Genomic DNA, 26,312 nt, shown 5'->3' with positions numbered 1-26,312 from the left:
GGCTGAGCCTAGGAACGAGTTCTAAACTATCCTTTTACAGCCCCCGCAGTTAAACCCTGAACAATGCGCCGCTGGAACACCAAAACCAGAAAAACTAAGGGCAAAGTTCCCAAAACGGTAGCTGCGGCGATCGGCCCGTAAGGAATCTCAAATACTGACACCCCGCTGAGTTGAGCAGTTGCGACGGGAATAGTTTTCAGAGATTCGCGAGTCATAAATGTTAGTGCAAATATAAACTCGTTCCAAGCTGAAATAAATGTTAAAATTCCAGTTGTGACTAACGCCGGAAATGTCATCGGTAGCACGATTTGCCACAGCATTTGGAAAGTATTGTATCCGTCTACTTTAGCCGCATCTTCCAAATCTTTTGGTAACTGTTGAAAGAAACTCCGCATCACCAAAATTGTCAGCGGCAGATTGATCGCAGTGTAAGGAATAATTAATGCTAAATAATTATTGCCTAAATCCAAAGCTTTGACAATTTCCAGCAGTCCCAAAAATAGCAGAACTGCCGGAAATAGCGTTACAATCGTCACAGTTGCCAGAATGATTCTCTCGCCCCACAACCGCAACCGGGCTAAAGCGTAAGCTGCTGGAGCGCCTACTGCTAAACACAGCAATGTTGAAGTAATGGAAACAAAAGCGCTATTTAAAATATAAAGAGCAAACGGGCGACGTTGGAACAGCGACAGGTAATGCTCGAAAGTAATTCGTTTGGGAATGTAGATGTTGGGAATCGCTGAAATATCTGCATTTACTTTGAAAGAAGTTAGCACCTGCCAGATAATAGGTGCGAGGAAATAGGCGACAATCAAGAGGGCTGAGATTGGCAAGATTAATTGCCGGATGTTAAAGGTTTTTTTCGTGGGTTGTTCGCGGGCGATCGACATAATTTATACCAATGAAATAAAAGTGCAACAGTTGATTATTTAAAATCTCCAATCCCAAATCTAAAATCGTCTTAGTTTCCTCCTGCTGCATTTGTGCGGGCTCTCGATAACAGATAAGCGGCGATCGCAACTGCTGCCACTAACATCAAAAAAGTACACACCACCAAAGCCGCTCCATACCCAAAGTCTAAATACCTCATTACCGTGCTGTAAATGTAGATAGAAACCGTCTCGGTTGCACCCGCCGGCCCCCCTCCCGTCATCACCTGAATCAAGTCAAAAATGCCGAAAGATTGGGCAAATCGAAACAGCAAAGCAATCACAATTTGGGGCATCAGCAGGGGTACAGTAACTTGACGGAAACTCTGCCAGCTACTGGCGCCGTCAATCGCGTGTGCTTCGTACAAATCACCGGGAATTGACTGCAATCCTGCTAGCAAAAGCAAGCTGACAAAGGGCGTCGTTTTCCACACATCTGCTGTAATCACTGCCATCATTGCCAAAGTCGGATCTCCCAGCCAGCTAATGCTGTTTTGAATCAATCCTAATCGCCTTAAAATGTCGTTAATTACGCCGTATTGGTCGTTAAAAATCCACGCCCAAGCTACTCCCATCAATGCAGTGGGCAGCGCCCAAGGTAGCAAGGAGATTGTGCGAACAATACCGCGCCCTGTGAAAGATTGATTTAAGACTAAGGCAATGCCCATACCGAGAATTAATTCCAGCAAAACAGAGACGACTGTAAATACTGTGGTGTTGCCTAAAGTTTGCCAGAAACGCCCGTCCCCTAACATTCGACTGTAGTTAGCAAAACCGGAAAAAACCAGTTTTAATTCTGTACCGAGGTTTTGGGTGAATAAACTCAGCCAAAAAGCGCGCAATATTGGGTAAGCAAATACTAGCAGCAGAATTATCAAAGCTGGTGCTACTAATATCCATCCGGTTGTTTGTTCGCGCTGTCGCATCTTGTCTAATTGCATAGTGTTCACCTTTAATTTATTTTTGGGCGGGCTAGAAGCAATGCCCCACAATAGAATTAACTTTTGGTGGAACAGGCATCTTGCCTGTTTTTAACTCTTTGTGGAACAGGCATCTTGCCTTTTTCTAACAGAATACCCATATGTCAGTTTTACGAAGCTTGGGGTTGTTTCAAACTGCCTAATAAATTGCGAGTTTCGCTAGCTGCTGCTTTCATTGCTTGTTCTGCACTCATTCTCCCGGTAAAAGCTGAACTCAAATAACGCTGCAAAATATCAGAAGCTTGAGCGTATTGTGCCAGGGGCGGGCGCAAAGCTGGCCGTTCCACTACTTTGAGCAGTTGCGGGTAGTGGGGATATTTGGCGACTATTTCTTTGTTGGTAAATAGGGATTTATAACTGGGAATTAAACCTGTTTCTAAAATAAATTTGCGCTGGGTTTCCTCGCTGGTAAGATACTGAATTGCTTTCCACGCTTGTTCTGGATGTTTTGAGGTTTTGGCAATTCCCCAGCCCCAGCCACCCAAGCAGGAACCGCCTGTTTTACCCGTACTGCTGAGCATTGGCTCGATCGCAATTTTGCCTCTAACATTCGATCCTTCGGCATTTGCCAGCTTCCAAACATACGGCCAGTTTCGCAAAAAAAGCGCTTTGCCATTTTGAAACAACAGCCGGGTTTCTTCTTCGCCGTAGGTGGTGACACCCGGAGGAGAAATGCCGGAGGCGATCGTTTTTTTGAGAAATTCCACTGCTTTAATTGCCTCCGGTTTATCTAACCCAACTTCAAAAGTTTGAGGGTTGGCCCAGAAGCCACCAAAACCGGAGAGCACTTCGACAAACATCGCAGATACTCCCTCGTATTGTTTGCCTTGCCACAGATAACCCCAAGTAGCTTTTCCCTGTTTCTGCAAGTTTTGAGAGATTTTTACCATCTCTTCAAAGGTTTTTGGCGCTGGAATTTTCGCTTGTTCTAAAATGTCTTTGCGGTAATAAAGCATTCCGGCATCGGAAGCGTGGGGAATTCGGTAAAGTTTGCCTCGATACCGCCCGCCTTCGACGTTACCTTGGATGAATTTGGAAAGCTGTTCCGGGGGAATTCTGTCTGTCAAATCGCTTACCCAACCTGCGGCTGCAAATTTGGGAACCCAGACAATATCCATGTTGATGATGTCGTAGGGCGATTCGCCTAAAAGAAAGGCAGATGTATAAAGATTTTCTATGAGGTTGGTGTCAAAAGGCCCTTCTATGAGGTTGATGCGAATGTCGGGGTTTTTCTGTTCAAATTCTTTGACAAAGGGTTTCCAGTTAACAATGTCTTGGCCTTGCATTAACATGGTGAGCACGACTGGCTGTTGAGTCAGTGCCGGCAGAATAAATAAAAGCAAGACGGTGGCTAATGTGACAGCGAATAAGGCTAAAAGACGGGGGCGCTTCTGGCTTCGTTGCTGCAGGGAATTTATTTTTTGCATTTGCTTTTGAGAAATGGCGCTGCGATCGCCTTATTTCTCTCATAACTCGCTTTCTTTTGTTTCGCTGGATTTACCGAGTTTATGCAATAAAAGTTTAAGTAAACTTTAGCTTACTTAATAATTCTTGAGTCAAAAGTGCAAATTTTGATTGAACTGATTAGATGGCGAGTTAAATCAACATCTATCTACAGATAGATATTAAACCTATTACAAAAATCATCAACTATCTTGAGATTATCTGCGTTTATCTGTGTTTATCTGCTTGTAATCTGCGCTTGATCCTTCAATCAAAGATTTATGCAATTAAAGTCTATTGAGAACATTTAAATAAATAATTCTTCCTTCTTCCTTCTTTCTTCTTCCTTCTTTCTTCTTCCTTCTTCCTTCTTCCTTCTTCCTTCTTCCTTCTAAACACAAAAAACACCGCTCCTCAAAACAGGAGAACGGTGTATAGGGGGTGTTATGGGTTGTTGTCTGGGATTAACCTTAACAAATCACGATCGGCTGAGGCTATGCCTTGTGATGGTTCAAAAATTGGCACAAACCTGCATGAGCGCCCGCCGCTCGATCGACCTTTGGGATTAGCCCAACCATTCCACAACGGCATCCTGCTTGGTATTGGTGCGCCGTTCTGGGGTTTCGCGGTTGAATTTCAAGTGGATGGCGCGGTTTTGTTCGCCGTCTGCTGCTACTGCAAAAATCGGATAGTCGATTAAGCCGTCTTGGAAGGACATCTGGAAGCGGAAAGTGCCGTCAGCATTGAGTTTAATCGGCTGTCCGCCTACGTAGACGGTAGCGTCGGGCTCGGTGGCACCGTAGACGATCAGTTCGGCATCCGCAACTAACCAGAACTGGCGAGGGCGCATCGGGGCGGCAAAGCCAACTCCCGACATACCGACACCCGACATACCGAAACCGGACATTGTGAGACCGGACATACCGACACCTGACATGGTGAGGCCGGACATACCGACACCTGACGCAGTAAGGCCGGACATGGTGGGAGCCGCCCACATTCCGACGCCGGAGGGGAACACGTAGGAACTGAGAGCTTGTTCGTGGATGCCGACTTGCTGGACCGAACCGGCGACGTGCTGCATGGAACCGAAGATAGAACCCGCTACGCGCATGGATTCGGCAGATTCTGCCATGCCGAAGATTTGTTCGTAGATAGCATTTTCGGTGCTGAAACCAAAGCCATTGGTTGATTGTGCCATTTTCTTGGCCGGAGGAACCAGTTCGGCGAAAGTTTTGCCTTGCAACTCTTCTTCCCAGTCGAGGGTGATGAATTGATCTTCAATCCAGTCGCTGGGATAGACGGGAGGAACGCGGACTTGGGCAGATCGAGCTAATACCAGCCAGCGGCCGTCTGCACAGCGGTAGCCGATGTCGATCGCGTAGTCCCGATCGCTCACTGGGATTGGCACGTACCATTCCCGCGCCAATTCGTCGCAGGGATATTCTTGAATGCTGTGCGGGCTTTGAATGTCGAGGTTAACATCTGTAACGTCGTAGATCCGCAGGGCGAGTTGCTGTCCTCCTTGGCGACGCAATTCTTCTTTGCGATCGTTGGGAATATCCCAGTAAGTGTAGGCCCATTCTGGATCGCGGGGCATTAACACAATCCGGCTTTCGCCGTAGCCATTGGGCAAATCTGCTAAACCTTCATCTACAGACGACAAAGAACCGCCTGTTCTATCTTCTTGACCGAGTTCAAACTTTGCTGCTTCCACTGCTTCTTGTGCCTCTAGTTTGCGAGATGGGCTGTAGGAAAATTTGGTGCGCTGAATTTCTTGAATTGATGCCAGAAGTTGCGATTTCCGCATCCGACTGTAGCGAGAGACTCCACATTCGCTAGCAACTCTGCGGAGTTGTCGCAAAGTCATCTCTTCTAATGGTGGGCGTTCTTTTGCCATGAGTTTGTTCTCCACTAATTTGGGATGGCGGGTTAGATTTTTCCGTTCAACACAAATGTGTTGAATTTTTGAGTTAGAAACTCTTTTAAATCCACATATTATCGAGCTTCCAAATCTTTCCAACCTTTGAAGCCTTGCTTGTTTTTAGCTTGTCTTGTCCCCAATGCGATCGGGGGTTTGGACTTCTGGGCTTCTGCGCGCACCGTCAGATCTAAATAAAGCTTTATCTGTCGATTCTTGATTGACAAGATCGATTTTGTGAGTGCGATCGGTGCTGCTAGCAACGCTGTGCTGGCAGCACACGCGCTATTCGACTCCCAGGGCTGCTTAATCCAAGCATTTCTTTGGGATCGCTTTGTCATGACTTAATGTTGCAGACAAGTTGCGATCGGGTCAAGGGGTCTTTTGCCTCAATCCTGGGTACTTATACGCATTTTCGTGATTTTGGGGATCAATATGTCAGGGAATCTTGACAACATGGCGTGGGTGGGGATCGGCACCGAAACTATTGTCAAGATTCCCTGATACGAATTAGATGTGAGATGGAGTCGGCTGGGACGGTACTATGGATAGAGGAGATTGAGCACCAAATTTGCTAGGCTGGCAGTTGGCAGATCGTATTTTGCAAGCTTCGCTAACCCGCGATCGCCACTACAAACCCACACTCCTGAACGCAAAAATGGTTTGACGCGCTACTGATACAGATAAGGTGGGCCCTGCACACCCTACACATAGAGGTTCTGCGTAAATCTTGTAAAATCTAAAATCTAAAATCTAAAATCTAAAATCTAAAATCGAATGACTCTAACGCTTTACAACAGCTTGACCCGTCGCGAATCACCTTTTGAACCCCTCGAACCAGGAAAGGTGCGGATGTATTGCTGCGGCGTTACGGTATACGATTACTGCCACGTCGGCCACGCCCGCGCTTACATTGTTTGGGACATGGTGCGGCGTTATCTGATGTGGCGGGGATACGATGTGCGCTACGTGCAGAATTTTACAGATATTGACGACAAAATTCTCAACCGTGCCCGCGAAACTAATTCCACAATGGAAGCCGTGGCAGAACGCTTCATCCATGAATATTTCGTAGATATGGAGAAGCTGAATATTCTCAAGGCAGATGAATATCCCCGCGCCACCCATACAATGGACGGCATTAAACGGCTGATTCACGAATTAGAAAATAAAGGTTATGCCTATGCTTCCGGGGGCGACGTTTACTACAACGTGAGGCAATTTCCAGATTACGGAAAACTTTCCGGCCGCAAGTTGGAAGAAATGCAAGCCGGGGCTAGCGGTAGATTGGAAACCGCAGAAATAGAAGCTCAAAAAAAGCAAGATTCCTCTGATTTTGCCCTGTGGAAAAGCGCTAAACCGGGAGAACCTGCTTGGGACTCATCTTGGGGAAAAGGTCGCCCCGGATGGCACATCGAATGTTCGGCGATGGTGCGCGATTGCTTGGGCGAAACAATTGACATTCACTGCGGCGGTTCCGATTTAACTTTTCCGCACCACGAAAACGAAATTGCTCAATCTGAAGCGGCGACTGGCAAGTCACTTGCTAATTATTGGATGCACAATGCTTTTGTGACTGTCAACGGCAAAAAGATGTCGAAATCTTTGCACAATTTTATTACAATTCGCGATTTGTTGGATGGGAATTGGTCGGGTGATTTGGAATCTAACCCCCCCCAGCCCGCCCTTGGTAAAGGGGGGAGTAAGAATGAAGGAAGCGAGAAGTCAAAAGCGGTGGAACCGATGGCGGTGAGGCTGTTTGTGTTAACAGCGCAGTACCGCAGTCAAATTGATTTTACCGAAGAGGCGATCGCTAGCGCTCGAAATGGCTGGCATACTCTTCAAGAAAGCCTACGTTTTGGTGATGGGCCCGGTTCCAAATTGGGCTGGGATTTAGATAAAATTCTGAACTTGCCCATAGTCGAGAGTGAGGCTGTACAGCAATTCAGAGCAGCGATGGATGATGATTTCAATACTCCTAATGCTTTAGCTGTTGTGTTTGAATTGGCGAAGGAATTGCGGCGCGAAAGCAATATAATTGTACATGGGGGAAAAACGGAAATGCCTTCGGAAGTGTTGCAACAAAAGTGGCAAACTCTTGTTAAGTTAGCCGAAGTTTTAGGATTTGAAAAACCCATACCCAGACTCGTCCCGCTAAGTGCGACTATCAATCTCCCTCCCGCATCTTTCACTATTGATAAAGTTGAAATCATTAGCGGATTAACTGATGAGGAAATTGAGGTGATGATTCAGCAGCGGAAAGATGCCCGAAAAGCTAAGAATTTCGCAGAGGGCGATCGCATTCGCAACGAACTTAAGGATAATGGGATTACTTTGATCGATCAAAAGGATGGTACAACCATCTGGCACCGGAGTTGAAACTAAATTCATAGTCTGCAGAGGCAGACTTTGTGTGACAAGAAGCGGTTTCAACCGCCGAATTCTAAACACGCTCTAATGTCTTCCTCCGTCAACTCAGGAAAATCGTCTAGAATCTCTGTATGAGACATTCCCGCAGCCAGCCAGCGCAACACATCATACACGGTAATTCGCATTCGGCTGATGCAAGGCTTTCCACCGCGTTTACCTCGTTCGATCGTGATGATTTTGCGCTCGCTTAGGACAAGACGTAGTTTAGTGCATTTTTCTTGAAGTTTAGCCTAGTCTTGGAATAAGCGATACAATTTACTAAACTTCGCAAGTTGTTCAACCTTAGAGGTAATAGCCTAGTTCTATGAATACCCTCGACCAAGTGCTAGAAACTGCTTTGCAACTGTCCTACGAACAGCAGGAAATGCTGATAAAAATCCTGCAAAACCGTCACCGCGAGAGTATCCGCGCCGAAATAGCTGCGGATGCTCAACAAACCTTAGCTGATTTCCGTAAAGGCAAATTCCGACAGCAGTCAGCCAAGGATGTTATTTCAACATTACGCCAGTCTTTGGACGAGTCCGAAACATGAGACCACTGGTTCTGACTCCCAAATTCCAACTAGCATTCCGCAAGTTTGTGAAACGAAATCCTGACCTCCAGCAACGTATTGAAGACTCTCTTCAACAAATGGAAGCAGATGTATTTTTTCCCAACCTAGGTACTCATAAACTAGGTGGCAAACTTGATGGTCTTCAGTCCTGCTCTTGCGGCTATAATTGTCGGATTGTGTTCTCGATTGAAGAGGATACGGAAACAAATAGTGAAGTCATTGTTTTACTCGACATCGGGACACATGATGAGGTCTATTAACTGTGCCAGTTATTATTAAATAACAACTCCACAAATAGATTTAATTTTTCTTTAACTTATCCACAAACTCCGCAACAGCCGCGACAAATTCTGCGGTGGATTCATAGGGCAAAACATTGCGCCCCGGCATTAATAAACCTTCCGCATTGGGAAAATAGGCTAAATATTGCGCTAATCTTTCATCCGGTTTCTCTTCCTTACCCGCTTGACTGATGCTTGAGGCTTTTTCTCCCATCACAACGAGTACGGGTCGATCGAACTTTTGAATCGTACCGCTATAATCCTGCCGCCAAAACCCCGCTAAAAACGAGAAAACCGCGTGTCTGCTGTCAGGATTTGCCGCCCCAGCCTGCAAAGCATCCAACCATTCGCTGTCAACCTTTGCCGCATCGCCAAACAGTTGTTTCACAGAAAAAGAACGCAAAAACTCAGCGCGTCTGGCGTAACGGTAAAAAGCGTTTCCCAAGGGAGAATTTAACAAATTCCAGACAATCCGTTGCTGTCTTTCGGTCGAATGTTTGTTCATTACCGCCCAAGCGGGAGGCCCTGCGAGAACTAACCCGCGAATTAAATTTGAGCCGCTTTCCTGCTGCTTTTTTGCTAAAGCCAAGCCTACAGACAGTAAAGCACCTTGCACGAGGACGATCGCAGGTTTTTTTACGACACTTTCCAAGAAATATTGCAACTGTGCGGCCCAATCGTCAGGATAGCAAGCCACAGCCGGCATTTCGCAATCGCCGCAGCCCAGCAGGTCGGGATTGTAAATCGGATTAGTGTTGCCTGCTTTGTACCAACTCTCACAAAATCTATGCCAAAAGATTCTTGACAAACCAACTCCTATCGGATGAATTAATAACAAAGGGATGCTATCTTCTGTCGCAGTAGTTGGGTTATAAACATCATAAGCACAGCGATAGTTTTGCCATTCGTAAAACAGCGTTGGTGACTTTATAGACGAAATGGTGGATAAATCTTGGGTTGAATATGGCGGTTGCATATTATTTTTTTTTTGAACCGATGTTACTTTTTATTATAATATGAGTAGGTGCGGGTTTTACCCGACATATATTTGGTAAATGAGAATATAAATAAACCCGCTCTGCGGGATGACATAAGTGCCAATACAAACCTTGATTACTTAATTATGTCAGAACAGCGGATAACTATTTCTTTACCTAACTTGCTGCTAATTGTAGCATCGTCCTTGCTGCTAGTGTTGCTGTGGCAATTGCGGAGCCTGCTAGTAATTCTAATGATATCAGTTGTGCTGGCTGCTTCGATCGTCCCGATCGTGAATTGGGCAGAAACCATGCGGGCTCCCCGTTGGCTGGCGGTGATTATGGTTTATTTAACTCTCATCGGCGGATTTAGCGGGACGGTAGTGTTAATCGGGCCCACGGTAATCGAACAAATAGAGTTACTGCTGCGGCAGCTACCAGTTTATGTCGAAAGTTTGCGAACTGTGGCAACTAATGTATTGAGTCGCCTAACCGACGATGCCCCAACTCTGGTGGGTCAGTTGGTTGACACTCAATCCCTGACTAATTGGCTGATTCGATCGAGCCAACAACTGGTTTTGCGATCGTACAGTTTAACGAGAGGCATTCTAGGCGGTGTCTTCAGCCTAGTTTTAGCATTATTTATTTCAGGTTACATGGTTGCCGACAGCGACACATTAATCAAAAGTTTGGTGCAATTTTTCCCTAAACCTTGGGACACAAGATTAGCCGCACAAGCGGCGCCAATCGGTCAAAGAATGGGGAGTTATATTCGCGGGCGAGTGTTAGTTTCGGGCATTTTAGGGATATTTATTACCACAGGTTTGAGCATTTTGGGAATGCCGGAATTTGCTTTAGGCTTGGGTGCGATCGCAGGTGTTACCAACTTGATTCCCTTCATCGGCCCCGTGTTGGGAGCAGTACCAGCATTAATCGTAGCATTAGCTAAAGGTGGCTGGGTACTTTTGTGGGTATTACTGTTATTTGTAATTATCCAGAATTTAGAAACTTACGTACTCGATCCTTTGCTAGTTGGTTCATCGGTTGGTGTGCATCCTTTATATCAATTGCTGTCTGTATTGGGGGGCGTTCAAGTATTAGGAATTATTGGAGCTGTAATTGTGCCGCCTTGGTTTGCGGGAGTGGCAGCTTTGATTGAGAACTTGTATTTAAAACCAAAACTTAGGAGCGAACATCGAGAGGCAATAGATCAGGCTAAAAATAATTCTGACTTGCCACCTCTGACACCTTCAGCGTAACAGCAGCTTACGCCTTGAGAATTCAACACAGTAGACTATAATTGCAAGCATTCGCTCACCTCTGTGGAAAATATCTGCGTTTATCCGTGTTTATCTGCCTTACATCTGCGGTTGACTATCAATCAAAGATTCATGCAATAAATCTACTATCCACAAGTCCGCTGACTAAGGACTAATTGCCACTTCAATGCGACGGTTGCGCTGCCGATTAGTATCGGAACTATTATCCACCGAAGGGCGACTTTCCCCATAGCCGATCGCTACCCAATGATACTTCTGACCGAGTACACCCGACAAATACTGCACCACAGCCTGAGCCCGCGCAAACGACACATTGCGATTGTCCGCCGCTTCCCCCGCGTCGTCAGTGTGGCCCGCAACGCGCACAGTTGCCCCCTCGTGATTGCCCAACTCCGCCACCAAATTGTCCAAAATCGCACTTGTTCCCGCGCGCAAAGAAATGCTGCCAGTATCAAACAAAACATCGCTGGGCAGAGTCACCATCAGCCCATCCCCCCCAAACACCGGATTATTGGTATTCTGTGGGGCAGTATTCACCGTTTCAGGGTTCAGACTGGGGCTGCTGCCGATCGCAGGTAAAGCAGGGGCAACACTTGCGGCCGTTTCCGGCGTTGCCAATTCGCGCGACATCAACTGCAAACGCTTTTCCAAAGTTTCCGTCGGGCGGCTGCTGCCCAACTGACTCTCCAAAGCCGCCGTGCGACCAATCAGCGCGTTGAGTTCGCCCTGCAACTGTCTCAAATCCGACTGCAATTTCTCTCTCTGGGCAGCACTGAGTTTTGACTGGGGAGTCGGTGTAGCGGTTGGTGGCGGGAGCGCCGGAATTGGCGTTGCTGGGGCGCGTTTCGGGCTGGAGGTCAAATTTTGAGTGACACGCAGCAATCTCTCTGCCAGCGGCATCTCCGTCGCGCCTGACGGATAAATTTGAGCGATCGCCATCCCCAAAACCCACGCAAAACCGCTGCCCACCCCCAGCAGCAGCAGTCGAAAAATCAGCGACAGTACAAGCAAACCTTTTCCCCGCGACTTGGAGACGTGAGTGGGGGGGATTGAAGGTTTTTGGTTAAAAGATCGCGTCATATTTCATCCCTCTCAGTGTAAATACCAGATTAATTTCGATACTATCTTACCTATCCGATTTGAAATTTGAGATTTGAGATTGGAGATTTGTCCTCCAATCTAAAATCTCAAAAAGACACCCGGTTTCTCTAAATCTGGGGTTTGGTGGCGAAGCATCGAGGCAGAAACCGGGTGTCTAATCCGTTGCGTGCCAGCGTGAATCTGTTGGATAATTCAGTAAAACTTTTGGAAAAAAAACCGATGACTGACCCTTTAAATAGCCCTTATCCCGTTCCTTGGGAATGGATTAGTGCCACTCATGCTAAAGTGAGCTCCACTGCCGGCACAGGCCTCCGCTATTATCGCAGTCCATCCCTAGTATCAACTAACGGCCAATACGCAGCTTACAGTCGAATTGAGTTGCAAGTACAGCCGGAATTCTCCCGGTGTCGGGTTAGCAGTGTCATGTTTGTGGAAAATCTCAAAACCGGGGAACTGCAAACAGTGGCGGCTGCTTCCCCACTGGCAGAAAGTGGGATGTATGCTGGCGATGATACAGATATGTCCGGGACGATCGCCATTTTAGTGCCTGTTTCTTGGAATCAAGACGGTTCCCGCATTCTCGCCCGCGAATTTGAAGCACTTTTCAACTCTTCCGATATGTCCGACTACGGTGTCATTTGGGACAAAAATGATAATTACACTTATACCGTTGCTCCCGCTCGCAGTCTTTACACTCATGCTGTATTGTTGGGTTGGAGTCAAGTTTGTCCCGGAAAAGTTCTGTTCCGCGCAGGCAATTTGGGCGATCGATCTTGGCCTCTTTGTGCAGTGGATATGACAGGGCAGACGGTACCTGTCACCGAGGACAAACCCCTAGTTTTTGGCAGTCAAGCCAGCACAGACTGGATCGAACCTAAAACTCGTTTTTAGATATTATGGCGGCATTTTCTTTGATAGGGCCAACAATTTTTTTAGTGTCAGGTCAGTCTTTCAACCAATTCATTTTGACCCTGGGGCTGATTATTTTAGCTGTTATTTTTGGTTTAACAGCGTTTATTTTTCTTCGCGTTTTCCTCAATTGGTTGCAGGCAAAATTGGAGAACCATCACCTTTTTTTTAGACGCTCGTCCACAAAAAGCACAGGTCATTTAATAGCTAAAATTCCACAACCTGAAAAGGTTTTTTTAGAACCACGATTCGTAGAAGGTGACGGAAATTTAACTGCTACTATTTTTAGAGAAAAAAGCGATATTTCAATAGCTTTTGAGCCGGAGACGATCTGCGAAAATTCAGCAGCAGTTGCCTATCTCTACAAGCCGATCGCTCTTTGGCACGGGCGCTTAATTTTGCCCTCACACGAACAGCGCCAGCCCTACGGTACAGTCTTTTTTGAAGTAATAAATGCCCCAAAAAAATATAAAAACTTTATTGGCAAAACAGCATTTTTGAAATGGAGTACAAATCGCGAAGTACAGTTTTTTGTCCACGCAGTCAGTCAAGATATAAACTTCACACAAGAAACTAAAAAAAGCCAAAAATCTGGCAACATCCATCCAGATAGATTGAACGGTTGGCGAAATGTCGGCCCTTTAGAAACTCTAGCAGGCAGCAGACTCGAAAACAGCGTGACTGTGATGCTACGCAGGCCGGTGATTGCGATTAATTATAGCAGTAGCGATCGCCAGGAACTCACGATCGATCGCGAACCAGTACAAATTATCGGACGTTTCTGCGCCTTAGTATCAATTTTACAGCGAAAAGAACCCGACAGCGACAAATTTATTGTCCGGCATTTCAACAAAACATCTCAACAATTTGACGGCGCCGCCGAAATTATTCGGATTCCACAAGTACAGCCAGACAAAAATGGCGTAGCGAGGTCTACCAATCACCTGATCGAACAATCGCCATTAAATCCAGACGGCTGGTACATTTACGGCGAAAGAGACGAAGACAGTATATTTGTAGTGCAGGCAATCGAACCCCGCAAAATTGCCCAATTAACACCAGATGAAACACATTTAGGACTGAAAAAATCTATCGCTTATTTAAGCAGCAAAAATTGGGAAAATACACCAGCCCAAAAAGGGCAAGTAAAAAGAGTATTGTTAACGCCAAATGATGCTACAGAAAACGCTTCCATCTCTCCTTGGCAAGAAGGAGATATCGGGATAGTGATTCACAGTTTCGGGGGCATCGGCGGCAAAAAAGGCGAACGGCCACCGCTGGGAATTGTCACCGGACATTTTGCTTTCGGAGTAGCAAAAGTAGTGCGCGATCGCTTTACCAGCGAACTGCGTTTTGACATAGAATACAAACAAGTTTACGCCCACAATCCCGACGGAATTGTCGCAGGTTCCAGCAAATGGCAAAGCTACATGGGAGACTTGCAGCGCGGCTGGTTGGGCGATCGCCCGGTTTGCGATATCATCTGTAAACTAGACTGCGTGTGTTGCGACTACGATTTTGACGGCATCACCTTGTCGCCTTTAACCGAATTAAACCAGCAACTAGATATCATGATGGCCCGCTACCGCAGCGGAGACGGCACCGGCGCAAGTTTAGTCACCCCAGCAACTTCTTGCGTCCAAGATTCAAGTCAGGCAATTTACGCGACAATTAAAAAAATTACTTCCGAAATAGAGTCAAATCCTCAGATTCAAGACTGGCTAAAAACACATCCTACCGACGCACAAACCCAAAGATTTCACCAGCTAGTAGCATTAGGAGAGAGTTTAGAAAAAGTATTAATGCCCCTCGGTATTGTTCGTCCAGATTGGCGCAAAAATTCGAGATTAGCGGGGATTGATTCTGAACTGAAAAAAACCTTTTTTGTTGGTATAGCAAACCTGATAAAAGCTGCTATTAGTTACCGAACAATGTTGCCCAGGCGCACCCAAGATGAAATCGCCAAAGTTTTATTAAAACAGGGAGCATTTTTGTGGATAATTCGCACCAATCAAGTTGGGGGATTTGACCCAGATATTGAGCCGATCGCACCAACAGGGCTTTGAATCATATCAAATCCGGGTTAGAAACCCCTTGATAAGAATCGGCGGTTAAAACCGATCCTACACAAACTTTCGTCCTAGCAGAGAGGGACTAAAGAATAAAAGGGGCATGAAAACCGGATTTCGTATCAGTCAACAGTCAACCGTTAACAGTCAACAGTCAACAATCAACCATTACCAAGGGCTGACTTGAACAGTGCCGTCTGGTGCCAAAACTACACGGAAATCAGCCAGCGCTTCCGCAGGTGGCCTGCTGCCAACAGGTTTGTAAAGCAACTCGGACAACGGCGTTTCGGATCTCTCGACTGCTGCCGAATTCTCCGACTTGTAACCGACAATCGCCCCGTCTTGGGCCACACTCACCCGATAAACCAACTCCGCATCAACCGGAGGCTGATTCTTCACAACTCCGTCAATTTGCTGAGAAACTTTGCCCCTCAAAAGCTCAATTTGCGCTGGATCGGTAATTGGCAAACTTGCTGCATCAGGGCTTGCCAAACCTTCAGCAACAGGACTGGGCGTGCTTTCCGGCGAAGTGCTCGACTGCGGTGTGGCGCTAGGTGAAGCGTCCGGCTGCGGCGCAGGGCTCGGAGTCGGCGAAATCGATTCAGCGTTCGGAGTTTGAGCCCCCGGCAGCAAACCGTCAGCAGGGGGTGTGGGATTGGGATTAGGCGAACCCGATCCGCCCGGATTCGGCGTCCCTTGATTCTGACCCGCTGGATTGGGCTGCGGCACCGGATCTCTCTGGCGCTGCACTTCGGGGACTGGTACCAAGAAAAACGCCATCGCCGCCAAAGCCAAACTCGACACCCCCACGACAGCAGGCAAACTCCGCTTCGCCAAAGGTTCGGCAGACTTGACGTAACGCCTGGAAATTGGGGTTAATTGCAGCGACAATTCCGGCAGCGTCTGCGTGTCGGCAAAAAACTGATCGATCGCCTCTACCAAGTCAAATAGCTGTACCGTCGTCAAATCAACTTTTGCCGACAGTTCTGTTTTTTGATCGATTTGGGTTGGGCTGCCTGCGGAGGCGGGTAGAACGGTCAACCGGTGCAAGTTGCCGTCAATTCTTTGTAACTGCACCATACCCGCATTCGGGCCGTAGCGATCGGGATAATGCACTCCGCTCATAAATTCTTGAGCGTAGCTGCTGACGGCCCTCACCAAGCTTTCAAAAAAATCTCGTCCCCCGCTTAGGGGCTCGCCAAGACCTGTAACATAGCATTCAGCGCTCATTAACATGGAAAGCACCGGCCGTATATCTAACTGGCTGGCTGCGGAACCATCGCTCAACCCTTCTAGAACCAGGGTGCAATTTGGCAGACTGTACTGACGCCTAATAGTCATTTTTTATTCAACTTCTCCATCAAACAGGCTAACCCAGAAGCGCTGCATTCCGGCTGTGCCTGTACAAAATAGCAGTTTGCTCAACAAGTTCAAAGCTAGTTCGTTGAGCTTTTCGTCGGAATCGTAAGCTGCAACTAGCGATCGCTTGGGGTTCATGCGCGATCGAAAGTGAGCTCGAAAGCGTTCTAAATACTCGGCCAGCGGCTGGTTCTGGTTGAGGGGGAGATTTCTCGATCGCAACTGCTGCGAGTCTAGCAGCAACTGCCGAATTGTGGCGGTTAACTTGCGCGCCATATTGCAGGCGATCGCCACCAGCGCTTTTGCCTCCACAATGGTAAGGGAGCGGCGCTGGGTATAGCGTCTCAGCGGGTTAGTATTACGCATCAGCCAAAGGGCAACCCGATTTTTGATAATTGATTCCAATTCTAGGTCCTTTGACACGGCTAGCATTTCTTCGGCACCTCCGAGATACAAGGCTTCGATCGCCAGCAACATCAAGTCAATTTGTAATCTGGCTCGGCGGGGACATCCCCCATCGGAAGGCGACAAGTCTGGCAAACTGTCTAAAATTAACGGGTTTGACTGGGTAAGCGAAGTTTCTGACGGCATTAATATCACGGCAACATCCATTCCAAACAAACTATACGGGCACGTGGGGTCTTGAGCAAGACAAATTCTCAACCAAGAACTTCTCTGGGATACTTTATTTTTATCATTGACTTTTAGGCATATTTTCTAATTTAGCAGCAACCGACCGTCACAGGCGAGCTCCAGCGGGAGTTCGATCGCCCATTCCCCCAACCCCGCCGCCACTTTGTGATTCCTTGGTTCATGAGGGGTGAAGGGAAGAGTCCCAAAGCGACAAAGAATTACCCATTTCCCATTTCTTATTCTCTATTGGGATCAATCAATGTTCCTGCTTTTGGGGTTGCACCGCCGCTTCTCTTTGAGCCGTAAAATCAGTAGCCGCCGTCTTATCAGTTAGACTAATTTTTCCCTTGAGGCTTTCTTGCTCCACAATTCCGCGCATTTTAACAGAACTGTTTTGACCCGTTGCTGTGGAGTCGCTGCAACCAGCTAAATTAGCAACCGTACCCGACAAGTTCAATCCTTGAGTTTCCCACTTACCAAATAGAGAAGGTTTCTCCTGGGCTGTTTTTTCCCTGCCCTCCCTGCTGCCCGATCGCAAATTACCGCTCAAATAAACACCCGATTGCTCGATTGTCAATACCAAAACATCAGACTTCAGACATTCTGGCAAACTTTTAGCATCGAAGCGATAACTTCCCCCAATTGCCGGAGCCGCCTTTAAATTTGATTCGCCGTAAGCACTCACTAATTTAAACAGCAGCAAAACAGAGCCGATCGCAATCCCGTAAAATGCCAGCGATTTGAGGCTTAAATGATTCATAATTTTGGTAATTAGTAATTGGGCATTGGGCATTGGGCATTGGGCATTGGGCATTGGTACTAACTCACAAGTAACCAATAATCAATAACTAATAACAACTACCAACAGTCAACTGACTACATTTGAGGAAGTACCGACGCCAAGTGCGATCGCACTTTAACGTAACACCGCGCAATCAGCAGCGAAGAATGACACTGCACAGCCAATTCATCAGTATACTGTCCCAAAGTTTGGCGCTCAATTCCCCATTCCCGACTCGTACCCGCAATAGTCAAATCAGCATTAGCAGAAGCAGCCACCACTGCTTGAATTGGCTCAGCAGCCTCCACAATAGGAGTTTCAATGCGCGATCGCACATCAACCGGCAACTGATCCATCACTCGCTGAAACTCATAACTCAGAGCATTTTCAGCTTCCCCGTCAACCGCCACCCGCAGCACCGTCAAACGGCGTTCCTCGCTATTAACTAACAGTCTCAGCGCCAATTCTAACCCCAAATCATCGTGAATGTTTGCCGCGTAAGGTACTAACAAGTTATTCAATTTTTCCCGACCTCGGTCAACAAAAATTGCTACATCCACCTTAGCGTTGCTGAGAATTTGGCCGACACGTCCTCCCAAACGGTTGCTGGTAAAAGTAGGCCTGTGCCATCCTACTAAAATCAAATCTGCGCGATCGATCTCGGCAATTTGTGCCGTTTCCCGGGCTACATCATTAGTAATCCGAATGATGGGATGTACCAATTTCCGCGCCTCCGGCAGTTCCAAAGTATCAATCAATTCTGATAATTTCGAGCGACGCTCTTGAATAATGCGATCGGCTTCTGCCGGCGTACTTTCAAAGGCATAGTCATCATTTAATTCTATCAAACTCAGAGGATGAACCGCCGCCGACTTTAAATCATTACCGCCCATACCAGCAGCCGGCTGCGCCAGCGCTACCGCTAGTCGCAGTAAACCTTTCTGCGTGCTGGGATTGGCAACAGGTACTAAAATTCGATAAGTGGGCAGCAATTTCTTAGCAGTTTCTTCGCTGCTGTCAGCAATTTGTGAATCTTCTAATTCTGAATCCTCAGAGTTAACTTCTGAAATATCTAATCTAATTAACCGTTTTGGATAAGTCCACTCCAACAGCGGCGAAGTCATAAAAGTTGTCACTAACGCCATGATGACTAACATCGTAAATAGGAGCGGCGAAACTACGCCCAGCGAAAGACCGATATTCAGCACAATTAGTTCAGTCAAACCGCGAGTATTCATCAGCCATCCCAGCGCTGAAGCTTCGCGGTTGCTGATGCCGCAAACTCTGGCCGCAACGTAAGTGCCGACATATTTCCCAATAATAGCCACTCCTAAAACTGCGGCACACAGCAGCCACAATTCTGGACTGTTGAGCAGGCCGATTTGAGTCCGCAAGCCGCTGTAAGCAAAAAAGATTGGCAGCAGAAATATTAGTACAAAGTCTTCGGTTTTTTCGGCTAATTCTCTGGTTAATCCCGCATTTTTCGGCATGGCCGCACCCAGCAAAAATGCACCGAAAATTAAATGAATGCCGATCCATTCAGTAATTAAAGCCGATGCTACAACTCCCATGTAAATTCCCGAAAGCACTAACTGTGTTAATCTACCCGTGCGGTTGTACTGCTTGGAAAGCCGCTGCAAGAACCAGCGGACTACAGTCAGCATGAAACCGATGTAAATTAAAGATGCAATAATTGTCGGCAAAGCACCGAGCATCGAATTAGTACGAGTAACTGCGATCGCCACCGCTAACAAGCACCAAGCTGTCACATCGTCAACTGCAGCGCAAGTCAGGGCCAGCGTCCCCAATTTTGTATTCTGCAAGTTGTGTTCTGTAATAATTCTTGCCAGCACCGGAAAGGCAGTAATTGACATGGCAGCGCCCAAAAACAAGGCAAAGGCTGTAAACGAAACGCTATTATTTGAAACGATGGGATACAGCAGCAGCGCTAGCAAGCTTCCTAGAGAAAACGGCACTAGAATGCTGACGTGGGAAGTTAAAATTGCTATATCTAAATTGCTTTTGAGATACTTGGGATTCAGTTCCAAACCAATCAAAAACATGAAAAATATTAGCCCCACCTCAGATAGCACGTTGAGGAAGGGAACGGCTTCGGCTGGAAAAAGTGCTGTTGCTAAATCTGGTGCAACTAAGCCAAACAGAGAAGGCCCAAGCATAATTCCTGCTACAATTTCTCCAATGACTTGAGGTTGTTTGATCGCTCGAAATCCTAAACCTACAAGTCTCGAAAGTGCGATGACAATTAGAACTTCAAGCAGAACGAGAATGGGTATGGGCATGGCGTTTTTAGCTTTGGGATTTTTGCGGATCGAGAGGGCAGGCTACTAAAGCTGACTGAATTGCCGAGAAAAAAATGGATACCAGCTCGATCGAAGGTAGAACGCACAAGAGGCGCACCAACAACGCCATTCTCTCACAAGCGAACAAAGGCTTTGGCAACCTTCCACCTAGATTTTTTGTTTTTAAGAAGCTCTTGCAAGTAACTTTAACCGCAGCGTGCACACCTCGCACCCAACCCGCCCATTAAATCTCACATCCGGGTGCCAAGCCAACCCTACGGATATCAGATTGTCAGAAAAAGTAGCGCGCTTGTGATAAACTAGAAAAGTTGTTTAAATTCGCACATCCGGGTTTTCGGGTGTTTCGAGGGCGCAAACCTTCAGAAATACGACCGGGTGGAGGATTAACCCGAATCAGGAGTTAAAAATACAATGCCAGTAGTCAGTTTGGCTCAAATGTTAGAGTCAGGGGTTCACTTCGGACACCAAACCCGTCGGTGGAACCCGAAAATGTCTCCATACATTTTTACAGAGCGCAACGGGGTTCACATCATTGACCTCGTGCAAACAGCTCAGCTTATGGAAGACGCCTACGAGTACATGAGAGTTGCCTCAGAAAAAGGCAAAAAGTTTCTGTTCGTGGGTACGAAGCGCCAAGCTGCAGGAATTGTAGCCCAAGAAGCTCAACGCTGCGGTGCTTATTACGTCAACCAGCGCTGGCTGGGGGGAATGCTCACCAACTGGACGACGATTAAGTCCCGCGTGGAGCGCCTCAAGGATTTGGAGCGTCGCGAGGAAATCGGCGCCCTCGATTTGCTGCCGAAAAAAGAAGCTTCGGTACTGCGCCGAGAAATGGCAAAACTCCAGAAATATCTGGGCGGGATTAAATCTATGCGGAAGATTCCCGACGGAGTGGTGCTGGTAGACCAACGCCGCGAGTATAATGCGGTGTTGGAATGCCAAAAGTTGGGAATTCCGATCGTCTCTCTGTTGGATACCAACTGCGACCCGGATTTGGTGGACATTGCGATTCCGGCGAATGACGATGCTATTCGATCGATCAAGCTGATTGTCGGCAAGTTAGCTGATGCCATCTACGAAGGTCGTCACGGTCAGCAGGGCGGCGACTCTGAGGAAGACTACGACTACGAAGGTGGCTACGAAGGCGCTGAATATGATGTCGAAATCGAAGAATTGGATGACCCCGATTATGTAGATCCCGACGACGCTGCTGAGGCCGAGGGCGAAGAAACCGAGAGCTAGTATTGCCCTCGGAATCTGACATCAGGAAATTAAAAATTAAAGATTGAAAATTAAAAATAATTATTATTTTTAGTTGGATATTTTTAATTTTTAATTGTACATAGCACGAGTCTACGTCATTAGTAGATCTCTGGCAAAAGCATTCATTGTGTCAGGGTCAGAATTAATTCTGGCGCTACACCTACAAAGTCGGTACTAAGATCGACTGGGTATTTCTTCACTCTGGTCTAATCATTAACATTAAAATTAGTGACTAATGACTGATGACTAATGACTGATGACTAATAACTAATTTTGATTGGGAACTTAAAGAAGATGGCGGACATATCTGCAAAACTTGTTAAAGAACTGCGCGAAAAAACTGGCGCGGGCATGATGGACTGCAAAAAAGCCCTCGTTGAAAACGAAGGCAATATCGAAACATCCATTGAGTGGCTGCGGAAAAAAGGTCTGGCTTCGGCAGGTAAAAAAGGTGGACGAGTCGCCTCCGAAGGACTTGTAGGCAGCTACATTCACACCGGCGGCCGCGTGGGAGTGCTGGTGGAAGTTAACTGCGAAACAGATTTTGTGGCACGTCGCGAAGAATTCCAAAAGTTGGTGCGGGATATTGCGATGCAAATTGCAGCTTGCCCGAATGTGGAATACGTGAAAGTTGAAGATATCCCCGCCGAAGTTGTCGAAAGAGAAAAGGCAATTGAAATGGGCAAAGATGACTTGGGCAACAAGCCGGAAAACATCAAAGAAAAGATTGTTCTAGGGCGGATTGAGAAGCGCATGAAAGAGTTATCTTTAATGGATCAGCCTTTTATTAAAGATCAGAATATCTCGGTGGAAGAGTTGGTGAAACAAACGATCGCCCAAATTGGAGAAAATGTCCAAGTGCGCCGCTTCGTGCGTTTTGTCTTGGGCGAAGGCATTGAAAAGGTAGAAGCTAACTTTGCCGATGAAGTGGCAGCCCAAATGGGTGTTCAATAATCCCAACTTAAGATTTAGAATTAAAAATTAAAAATGTGAAAACTTGATTTTTTACATTTTTAATTTTTAATTTTTATAGGACTTATGGACAGACTATATTTGTAGTGTGGGCACTGAAAACCTTACTACTACAGACAGCGTAAAAATGGAAAACTTGCGTAATATCAAATCCGTTAGCATCGGAATAGTAAATTAGAGTTCACAGTTCACTGTTCACTGTCAACAGTCAACCGTCAACATCATTCCGGTGTAACCGGAAATGATATAAGTCCTATTTTAATTTTATACGAGAGATATGGTGCGACCAAGAGAGAGAATAGAGCAAGATTTGGCAGGACTCGAAGAGGCTTTAGCAGCCTTGAAGTTGGAGTTTAGCAGTACCTACGAAGGTTATTTAACTGCGTTGGGACAAGCGGTGCGGCAGCAGTTAATTTTGGCTTGCTATCACCTTTGCACTCAAGCAGTACCGGAGTCGTTTCTCAAGTTGTCCTTCGAGGGAAGGCAAAAAATGCAGCAGTCTGTAAGGGCTTTGGCCGCAGCGTCGGAGGAAAAATTGCGATCGCTGGTGACTGAATCACAAGCAGATGAAGAAATAGAGGAAGAGGAAGAGGAACAGGAAGAGGAAGAAGAAGACGAAGACGACTTCGAGGAAGAGCCAGAAGAGGAAGACGAAGCAGACGACAAGGAAGAAGACGAAAAGGAAAAAAACCCAGTTTCCGCCATTAACTATCTATTTTCATTGGCAAATTATCAATTGCCAAACGCCAATTCCCCTGAAAGTTTGGCACGCTGGCAAAATAGTATTGAAAAGTCGATCGTCAATATACTCAAGCTGCTTTCTCGCGACACCAACCGCTTGCTGCAACAATCGGCAATCTTGCCGAGTCAATTGCCAGAACCCGTTCTAGAAGCTGCTTCTCAAGCTGAATCCTCCGGCGATAGTGTTGCCGGGCCGCCTAACTTATTAAACTTAATCATTGAAACCGATGCCTCATCAGCATCGCGAAAATTGGCAGCCACCTTTGGTAGTAGGGCGCTGCACATTACAGCGATTAAACTGCGGCTATCGGAAATAGAGTTTGCCGATGCGGGAACCTCGGCTTGGCGCCAGCAAATTCGTAACCTGTCTGTAAAGTTGAACTCGCTGGGCCGCGATTACCAGAAAAAGCAGCGGGAACTCGCTGTGGTGGAAGCTGAGTCGGCTTGGCGATCGAGTTGGTTTGAAGATTGATCGGATGTTGAGGGAAGAAGGAAGAAGGAAGAAGGAAGAAGGAAGAGGGAAGAAGGAAAAACGTACAACTTTTAAGCTATTGGAAACCGAGTTTCTTTAAGAAACCCGGTTTCTCGGTGTTATAATTTTTTTGGTGGAAGCTTCTTAAAATAAAAGTTAAAATTTAAAATCTAAAATCTAAAACCTAAAATCTAAAATCTAAAATCTAAAATCTAAAATCTAAAATTGATATGACTATCGATCAACCCGAATGGCAGCGATTGCAAAAAGCTCTTTCAGTAGAAGCCGATCGCGGATTTAACGACATCCAAGGCAGTCAATACCGCTTCAGCGAGTTTCTGGGCCTGAGTTTGAGACAGTTGGCAGGGTGTGTGGCGGCTTCTGCGCGCGATCGAGCCAGACAACTAGCCGCTGAATTTGACATCTACCCTCAGAAAGATCTCGAACAGCGCCAACATTCGATCGCCATTACGGTCAGTTTTCTGAGGCAAATGGAGCAAGTTTGGGAACAAGAAACTCGCCACCAGCAAGAACAAGCAAGACAAGTCAGACCCGCAAACGCTAACGCTTCTGAACCTACCGTCCCAGCACTTTCCGTTCCCCGAACTGCACCCCTGAGTACAGCACCCCCACCGCCCAGCCTGACTCTCGACCAACAGTTAACCCGCGTCACCGGCATCGGACCCGCCAACGGCAACCGCTTGGCAAAACTCGGTTTATACACTGTATATGACTTGCTTTACTACTATCCCCGCAACCACATCGACTATGCCAAGCAAGTACAAATTCGCGAGCTAATTGCCGGAGAAACTGTCACTTTAATCGCAGAAGTAAAGCGCTGCAATTGCTTTTCTAGCCCGAAAAATAAAAAATTAACCATATTAGAAGTAATTTTAAAAGACCGCACCGGAGAAATAAAAATTAGTCGTTTTTTTGCAGGCCCTCGCTACAGCAATCGCGGTTGGCAAGAATTCAAAAAGCGCGAGTATTGTACAGGTGCGGTGCTGGCAGCTTCCGGGTTGGTGAAGCAGGGTAAATATGGAATTACTTTAGAAAATCCTGAGTTAGAAGTATTAGACGACTCCGGCGGTGCGATCGAATCAATGAAAGTCGGTCGCTTGATACCAGTTTATCCGCTGACGGAGGGGGTCGATGCTGGTTCGGTGAGGCGATCGATTTTGGCTGCAATGCCGGCGGCGAAAATGTTGCCGGAATCCCTACCGGAAGATTTGCGCGAGCGTTACGGTTTAATGGGTTTAGCCGATGCCGTGACTAATATTCACTTTCCGCTCGATCGAGATTGTTTGGCCGCCGCCCGCCGCCGCTTAGTTTTTGACGAATTTTTCTACCTGCAATTAGGACTTTTAAAGCGCCGCCAAACCCAAAGGAAAGCTCAAGCTAGTGCAGTCATCCTTCCTACTGGCCAATTGATCGAACATTTTTATGAAATCTTGCCTTTTGCCTTGACTAATGCTCAGGAAAGAGTAATTAACGACATCCTCAACGATTTAGCTTCGTCGCAACCGATGAACAGATTGGTGCAAGGCGATGTCGGCGCCGGCAAAACCGTAGTCGCCGTCGTGGCAATGCTAGCAGCAATTCAATCCGGCTATCAAGCCGCTTTAATGGCACCGACAGAAGTTTTAGCAGAACAGCACTATCGCAAATTGGTAGGTTGGTTTAACTTGATGCACTTGTCTGTCGAACTGTTAACTGGTTCCACAAAAGTAGCCAAGCGCCGCGAAATTCACAACCAATTAGAAACCGGAGAATTGCCAGTTTTAGTGGGAACTCACGCGCTGATTCAAGATACAGTTAATTTTAATAAATTGGGGTTGGCGGTAATTGATGAACAGCACAGATTCGGTGTGCAGCAGCGTGCTAAATTGCAGCAAAAAGGCGAAGCTCCCCACGTTTTGACGATGACAGCCACTCCCATTCCCCGGACGCTGGCCCTGACGTTGCACGGGGATTTAGATGTGAGTCAAATTGATGAACTTCCCCCCGGCAGGCAGGCAATTCAAACAACTGTACTGTCTGCAAAAGAACGCATTCAAGCTTACGATTTGATTAGGCGGGAAGTGGCGAGCGGGCGTCAAGTTTATGTGGTGCTGCCGCTGGTGGAAGAGTCGGAAAAGTTGGACGTGCGATCGGCAATTGAGGAACAAGAGAAACTGCAAAAAAGCGTATTTCCTGAGTTTAAGGTTGGTTTGCTGCACGGTAGAATGAGCAGTGCCGACAAAGACGAAGCAATTTCTAAGTTTCGGGACAAAGAAACAGATATTTTAGTATCTACTACTGTGGTCGAGGTGGGAGTAGACGTGCCGAATGCCACGGTAATGCTGATTGAAAATTCTGAGCGTTTTGGACTTTCGCAACTGCACCAGTTGCGGGGTCGAGTCGGTCGGGGCAGCAACCGTTCTTATTGTTTGTTAATGCCCGGTTCCAAAACAGCGGAAGCCATGCAGAGAATGAAGGTTTTAGAACAATCTCAAGATGGCTTTTTTATTGCGGAAATGGACATGAGATTGCGCGGGCCCGGTCAGGTTTTGGGAACTCGGCAGTCTGGTTTGCCGGATTTTGCTTTGGCGAGTTTGGTGGAGGATCAGGAGGTTTTGGAGTTGGCGAGGGCGGCGGCTCAAATGGTAATTGAGAATGATGAAAGTTTGAATCAGTGGCCGGTGGTGCGGGATGAATTGGAGCGGAGATATCAGCGGATGATGAGCGGCTCGATTTTGACTTAGATAGTTTTGAACGCAGCAACGGGATTTTTAATAATATTTTGTAGTGGCGGGTTAAGCAAATATATATCAAAGCCGCCAGTTTATTGCTGCACTCACCCACCATCCTCCCCATAGGGCGGTTTATTTGCACCTACCTATTTAATGTCAGATTTA

At 46.8% G+C, this 26,312-nt stretch carries 22 protein-coding genes; 10 read left to right on the top strand and 12 right to left on the bottom strand.

Annotation, left to right across the window (positions count from 1 at the left end; all coding sequences use genetic code 11):
* Positions 1-26: 26 nt before the first annotated feature.
* The 5 genes from QUA23_RS00200 to QUA23_RS00180 all read right to left on the bottom strand — a co-directional run bounded on the left by QUA23_RS00200 (position 27) and on the right by QUA23_RS00180 (position 5,614).
* Positions 27-890, bottom strand: a complete 864-nt coding sequence (locus QUA23_RS00200; RefSeq protein WP_333072644.1) for a carbohydrate ABC transporter permease — start codon at positions 888-890, stop codon at positions 27-29.
* Positions 891-961: 71 nt separating this feature from the next.
* Complete coding sequence (locus QUA23_RS00195; RefSeq protein ID WP_333072643.1) at positions 962-1,870, bottom strand: sugar ABC transporter permease; 909 nt, start codon at positions 1,868-1,870, stop codon at positions 962-964.
* A gap of 149 nt (positions 1,871-2,019) precedes the next feature.
* Positions 2,020-3,336: an ABC transporter substrate-binding protein gene (locus QUA23_RS00190; RefSeq protein WP_333072642.1), complete on the bottom strand. Its 1,317-nt coding sequence runs from the start codon at positions 3,334-3,336 to the stop codon at positions 2,020-2,022.
* Between the two features lie 581 nt (positions 3,337-3,917).
* On the bottom strand, positions 3,918-5,252 hold the full coding sequence (locus QUA23_RS00185) for a DUF4912 domain-containing protein (RefSeq protein WP_333072641.1): 1,335 nt from the start codon (positions 5,250-5,252) through the stop codon (positions 3,918-3,920).
* Positions 5,253-5,350: 98 nt separating this feature from the next.
* Positions 5,351-5,614: a hypothetical protein gene (locus QUA23_RS00180; RefSeq protein ID WP_333072639.1), complete on the bottom strand. Its 264-nt coding sequence runs from the start codon at positions 5,612-5,614 to the stop codon at positions 5,351-5,353.
* Between the two features lie 436 nt (positions 5,615-6,050).
* Here QUA23_RS00180 and cysS point away from each other — a divergent pair, with 436 nt between their 5' ends.
* On the top strand, positions 6,051-7,652 hold the full coding sequence (gene cysS / locus QUA23_RS00175; protein ID WP_333072638.1) for a cysteine--tRNA ligase: 1,602 nt from the start codon (positions 6,051-6,053) through the stop codon (positions 7,650-7,652).
* A 50-nt stretch (positions 7,653-7,702) separates the two neighbouring features.
* On the opposite strand, the gene QUA23_RS00170 is transcribed toward cysS, so the two are convergent.
* Positions 7,703-7,879 carry a DUF433 domain-containing protein gene (locus QUA23_RS00170; RefSeq protein WP_333072870.1) on the bottom strand — a complete coding sequence of 59 codons (177 nt, stop codon included), beginning with the start codon at positions 7,877-7,879 and terminating at the stop codon, positions 7,703-7,705.
* Between the two features lie 128 nt (positions 7,880-8,007).
* Between QUA23_RS00170 and QUA23_RS00165 the strand changes: the two genes are divergently transcribed.
* Complete coding sequence (locus QUA23_RS00165) at positions 8,008-8,235, top strand: hypothetical protein (RefSeq protein WP_333072637.1); 228 nt, start codon at positions 8,008-8,010, stop codon at positions 8,233-8,235.
* On the top strand, positions 8,232-8,516 hold the full coding sequence (locus tag QUA23_RS00160; RefSeq protein ID WP_333072636.1) for a type II toxin-antitoxin system mRNA interferase toxin, RelE/StbE family: 285 nt from the start codon (positions 8,232-8,234) through the stop codon (positions 8,514-8,516). Before QUA23_RS00165 ends, QUA23_RS00160 begins: the two co-directional genes overlap by 4 nt.
* A gap of 40 nt (positions 8,517-8,556) precedes the next feature.
* Here QUA23_RS00160 and QUA23_RS00155 read toward each other — a convergent pair whose 3' ends face one another.
* Positions 8,557-9,513, bottom strand: coding sequence for an alpha/beta hydrolase (locus tag QUA23_RS00155; protein WP_333072635.1), 957 nt, complete (start codon positions 9,511-9,513; stop codon positions 8,557-8,559).
* Positions 9,514-9,660: 147 nt separating this feature from the next.
* Here QUA23_RS00155 and QUA23_RS00150 point away from each other — a divergent pair, with 147 nt between their 5' ends.
* Positions 9,661-10,773: an AI-2E family transporter gene (locus QUA23_RS00150; protein ID WP_333072634.1), complete on the top strand. Its 1,113-nt coding sequence runs from the start codon at positions 9,661-9,663 to the stop codon at positions 10,771-10,773.
* Between the two features lie 165 nt (positions 10,774-10,938).
* On the opposite strand, the gene QUA23_RS00145 is transcribed toward QUA23_RS00150, so the two are convergent.
* Positions 10,939-11,874, bottom strand: coding sequence for an OmpA family protein (locus tag QUA23_RS00145; RefSeq protein WP_333072633.1), 936 nt, complete (start codon positions 11,872-11,874; stop codon positions 10,939-10,941).
* A gap of 240 nt (positions 11,875-12,114) precedes the next feature.
* Here QUA23_RS00145 and QUA23_RS00140 point away from each other — a divergent pair, with 240 nt between their 5' ends.
* Both QUA23_RS00140 and QUA23_RS00135 read left to right on the top strand, forming a co-directional pair.
* A complete protein-coding gene (locus QUA23_RS00140) occupies positions 12,115-12,786 on the top strand; it encodes a hypothetical protein (RefSeq protein ID WP_333072632.1) in 672 nt (223 codons plus the stop codon).
* A gap of 44 nt (positions 12,787-12,830) precedes the next feature.
* A complete protein-coding gene (locus tag QUA23_RS00135; protein WP_333072631.1) occupies positions 12,831-14,870 on the top strand; it encodes an abortive infection protein in 2,040 nt (679 codons plus the stop codon).
* A gap of 171 nt (positions 14,871-15,041) precedes the next feature.
* Here QUA23_RS00135 and QUA23_RS00130 read toward each other — a convergent pair whose 3' ends face one another.
* The 4 genes from QUA23_RS00130 to QUA23_RS00115 all read right to left on the bottom strand — a co-directional run bounded on the left by QUA23_RS00130 (position 15,042) and on the right by QUA23_RS00115 (position 19,946).
* Positions 15,042-16,214 carry a DUF4335 domain-containing protein gene (locus QUA23_RS00130; RefSeq protein ID WP_333072630.1) on the bottom strand — a complete coding sequence of 391 codons (1,173 nt, stop codon included), beginning with the start codon at positions 16,212-16,214 and terminating at the stop codon, positions 15,042-15,044.
* A 3-nt stretch (positions 16,215-16,217) separates the two neighbouring features.
* Positions 16,218-16,844: a DUF3038 domain-containing protein gene (locus QUA23_RS00125; RefSeq protein WP_333072628.1), complete on the bottom strand. Its 627-nt coding sequence runs from the start codon at positions 16,842-16,844 to the stop codon at positions 16,218-16,220.
* A gap of 277 nt (positions 16,845-17,121) precedes the next feature.
* Positions 17,122-17,658, bottom strand: a complete 537-nt coding sequence (locus QUA23_RS00120; RefSeq protein ID WP_333061567.1) for a hypothetical protein — start codon at positions 17,656-17,658, stop codon at positions 17,122-17,124.
* An 83-nt stretch (positions 17,659-17,741) separates the two neighbouring features.
* Positions 17,742-19,946, bottom strand: coding sequence for a cation:proton antiporter domain-containing protein (locus QUA23_RS00115; protein ID WP_333072627.1), 2,205 nt, complete (start codon positions 19,944-19,946; stop codon positions 17,742-17,744).
* A 432-nt stretch (positions 19,947-20,378) separates the two neighbouring features.
* On the opposite strand from QUA23_RS00115, the gene rpsB reads away from it, so the two are divergent.
* The 4 genes from rpsB (at position 20,379) to recG (ending at position 26,159) form a co-directional block, all read left to right on the top strand.
* Positions 20,379-21,209: a 30S ribosomal protein S2 gene (gene rpsB, locus QUA23_RS00110; protein ID WP_333035195.1), complete on the top strand. Its 831-nt coding sequence runs from the start codon at positions 20,379-20,381 to the stop codon at positions 21,207-21,209.
* Between the two features lie 315 nt (positions 21,210-21,524).
* Positions 21,525-22,184 (top strand): translation elongation factor Ts, encoded by a 660-nt coding sequence (tsf, locus tag QUA23_RS00105; RefSeq protein ID WP_333072626.1) that lies wholly within the window; start codon positions 21,525-21,527, stop codon positions 22,182-22,184.
* 295 nt (positions 22,185-22,479) lie between these two features.
* Positions 22,480-23,415 carry a hypothetical protein gene (locus QUA23_RS00100; RefSeq protein WP_333072624.1) on the top strand — a complete coding sequence of 312 codons (936 nt, stop codon included), beginning with the start codon at positions 22,480-22,482 and terminating at the stop codon, positions 23,413-23,415.
* Between the two features lie 230 nt (positions 23,416-23,645).
* Entirely contained in the window at positions 23,646-26,159 is a 2,514-nt protein-coding gene (gene recG, locus QUA23_RS00095) for an ATP-dependent DNA helicase RecG (protein WP_333072623.1), read from the top strand.
* Positions 26,160-26,312: the final 153 nt, after the last annotated feature.

Origin of the sequence: Microcoleus sp. Pol1C5 (assembly GCF_036701115.1) — a bacterium.
GTDB lineage: Bacteria > Cyanobacteriota > Cyanobacteriia > Cyanobacteriales > Microcoleaceae > Microcoleus.
This window is presented reverse-complemented; position numbering and strand designations above follow the sequence as displayed.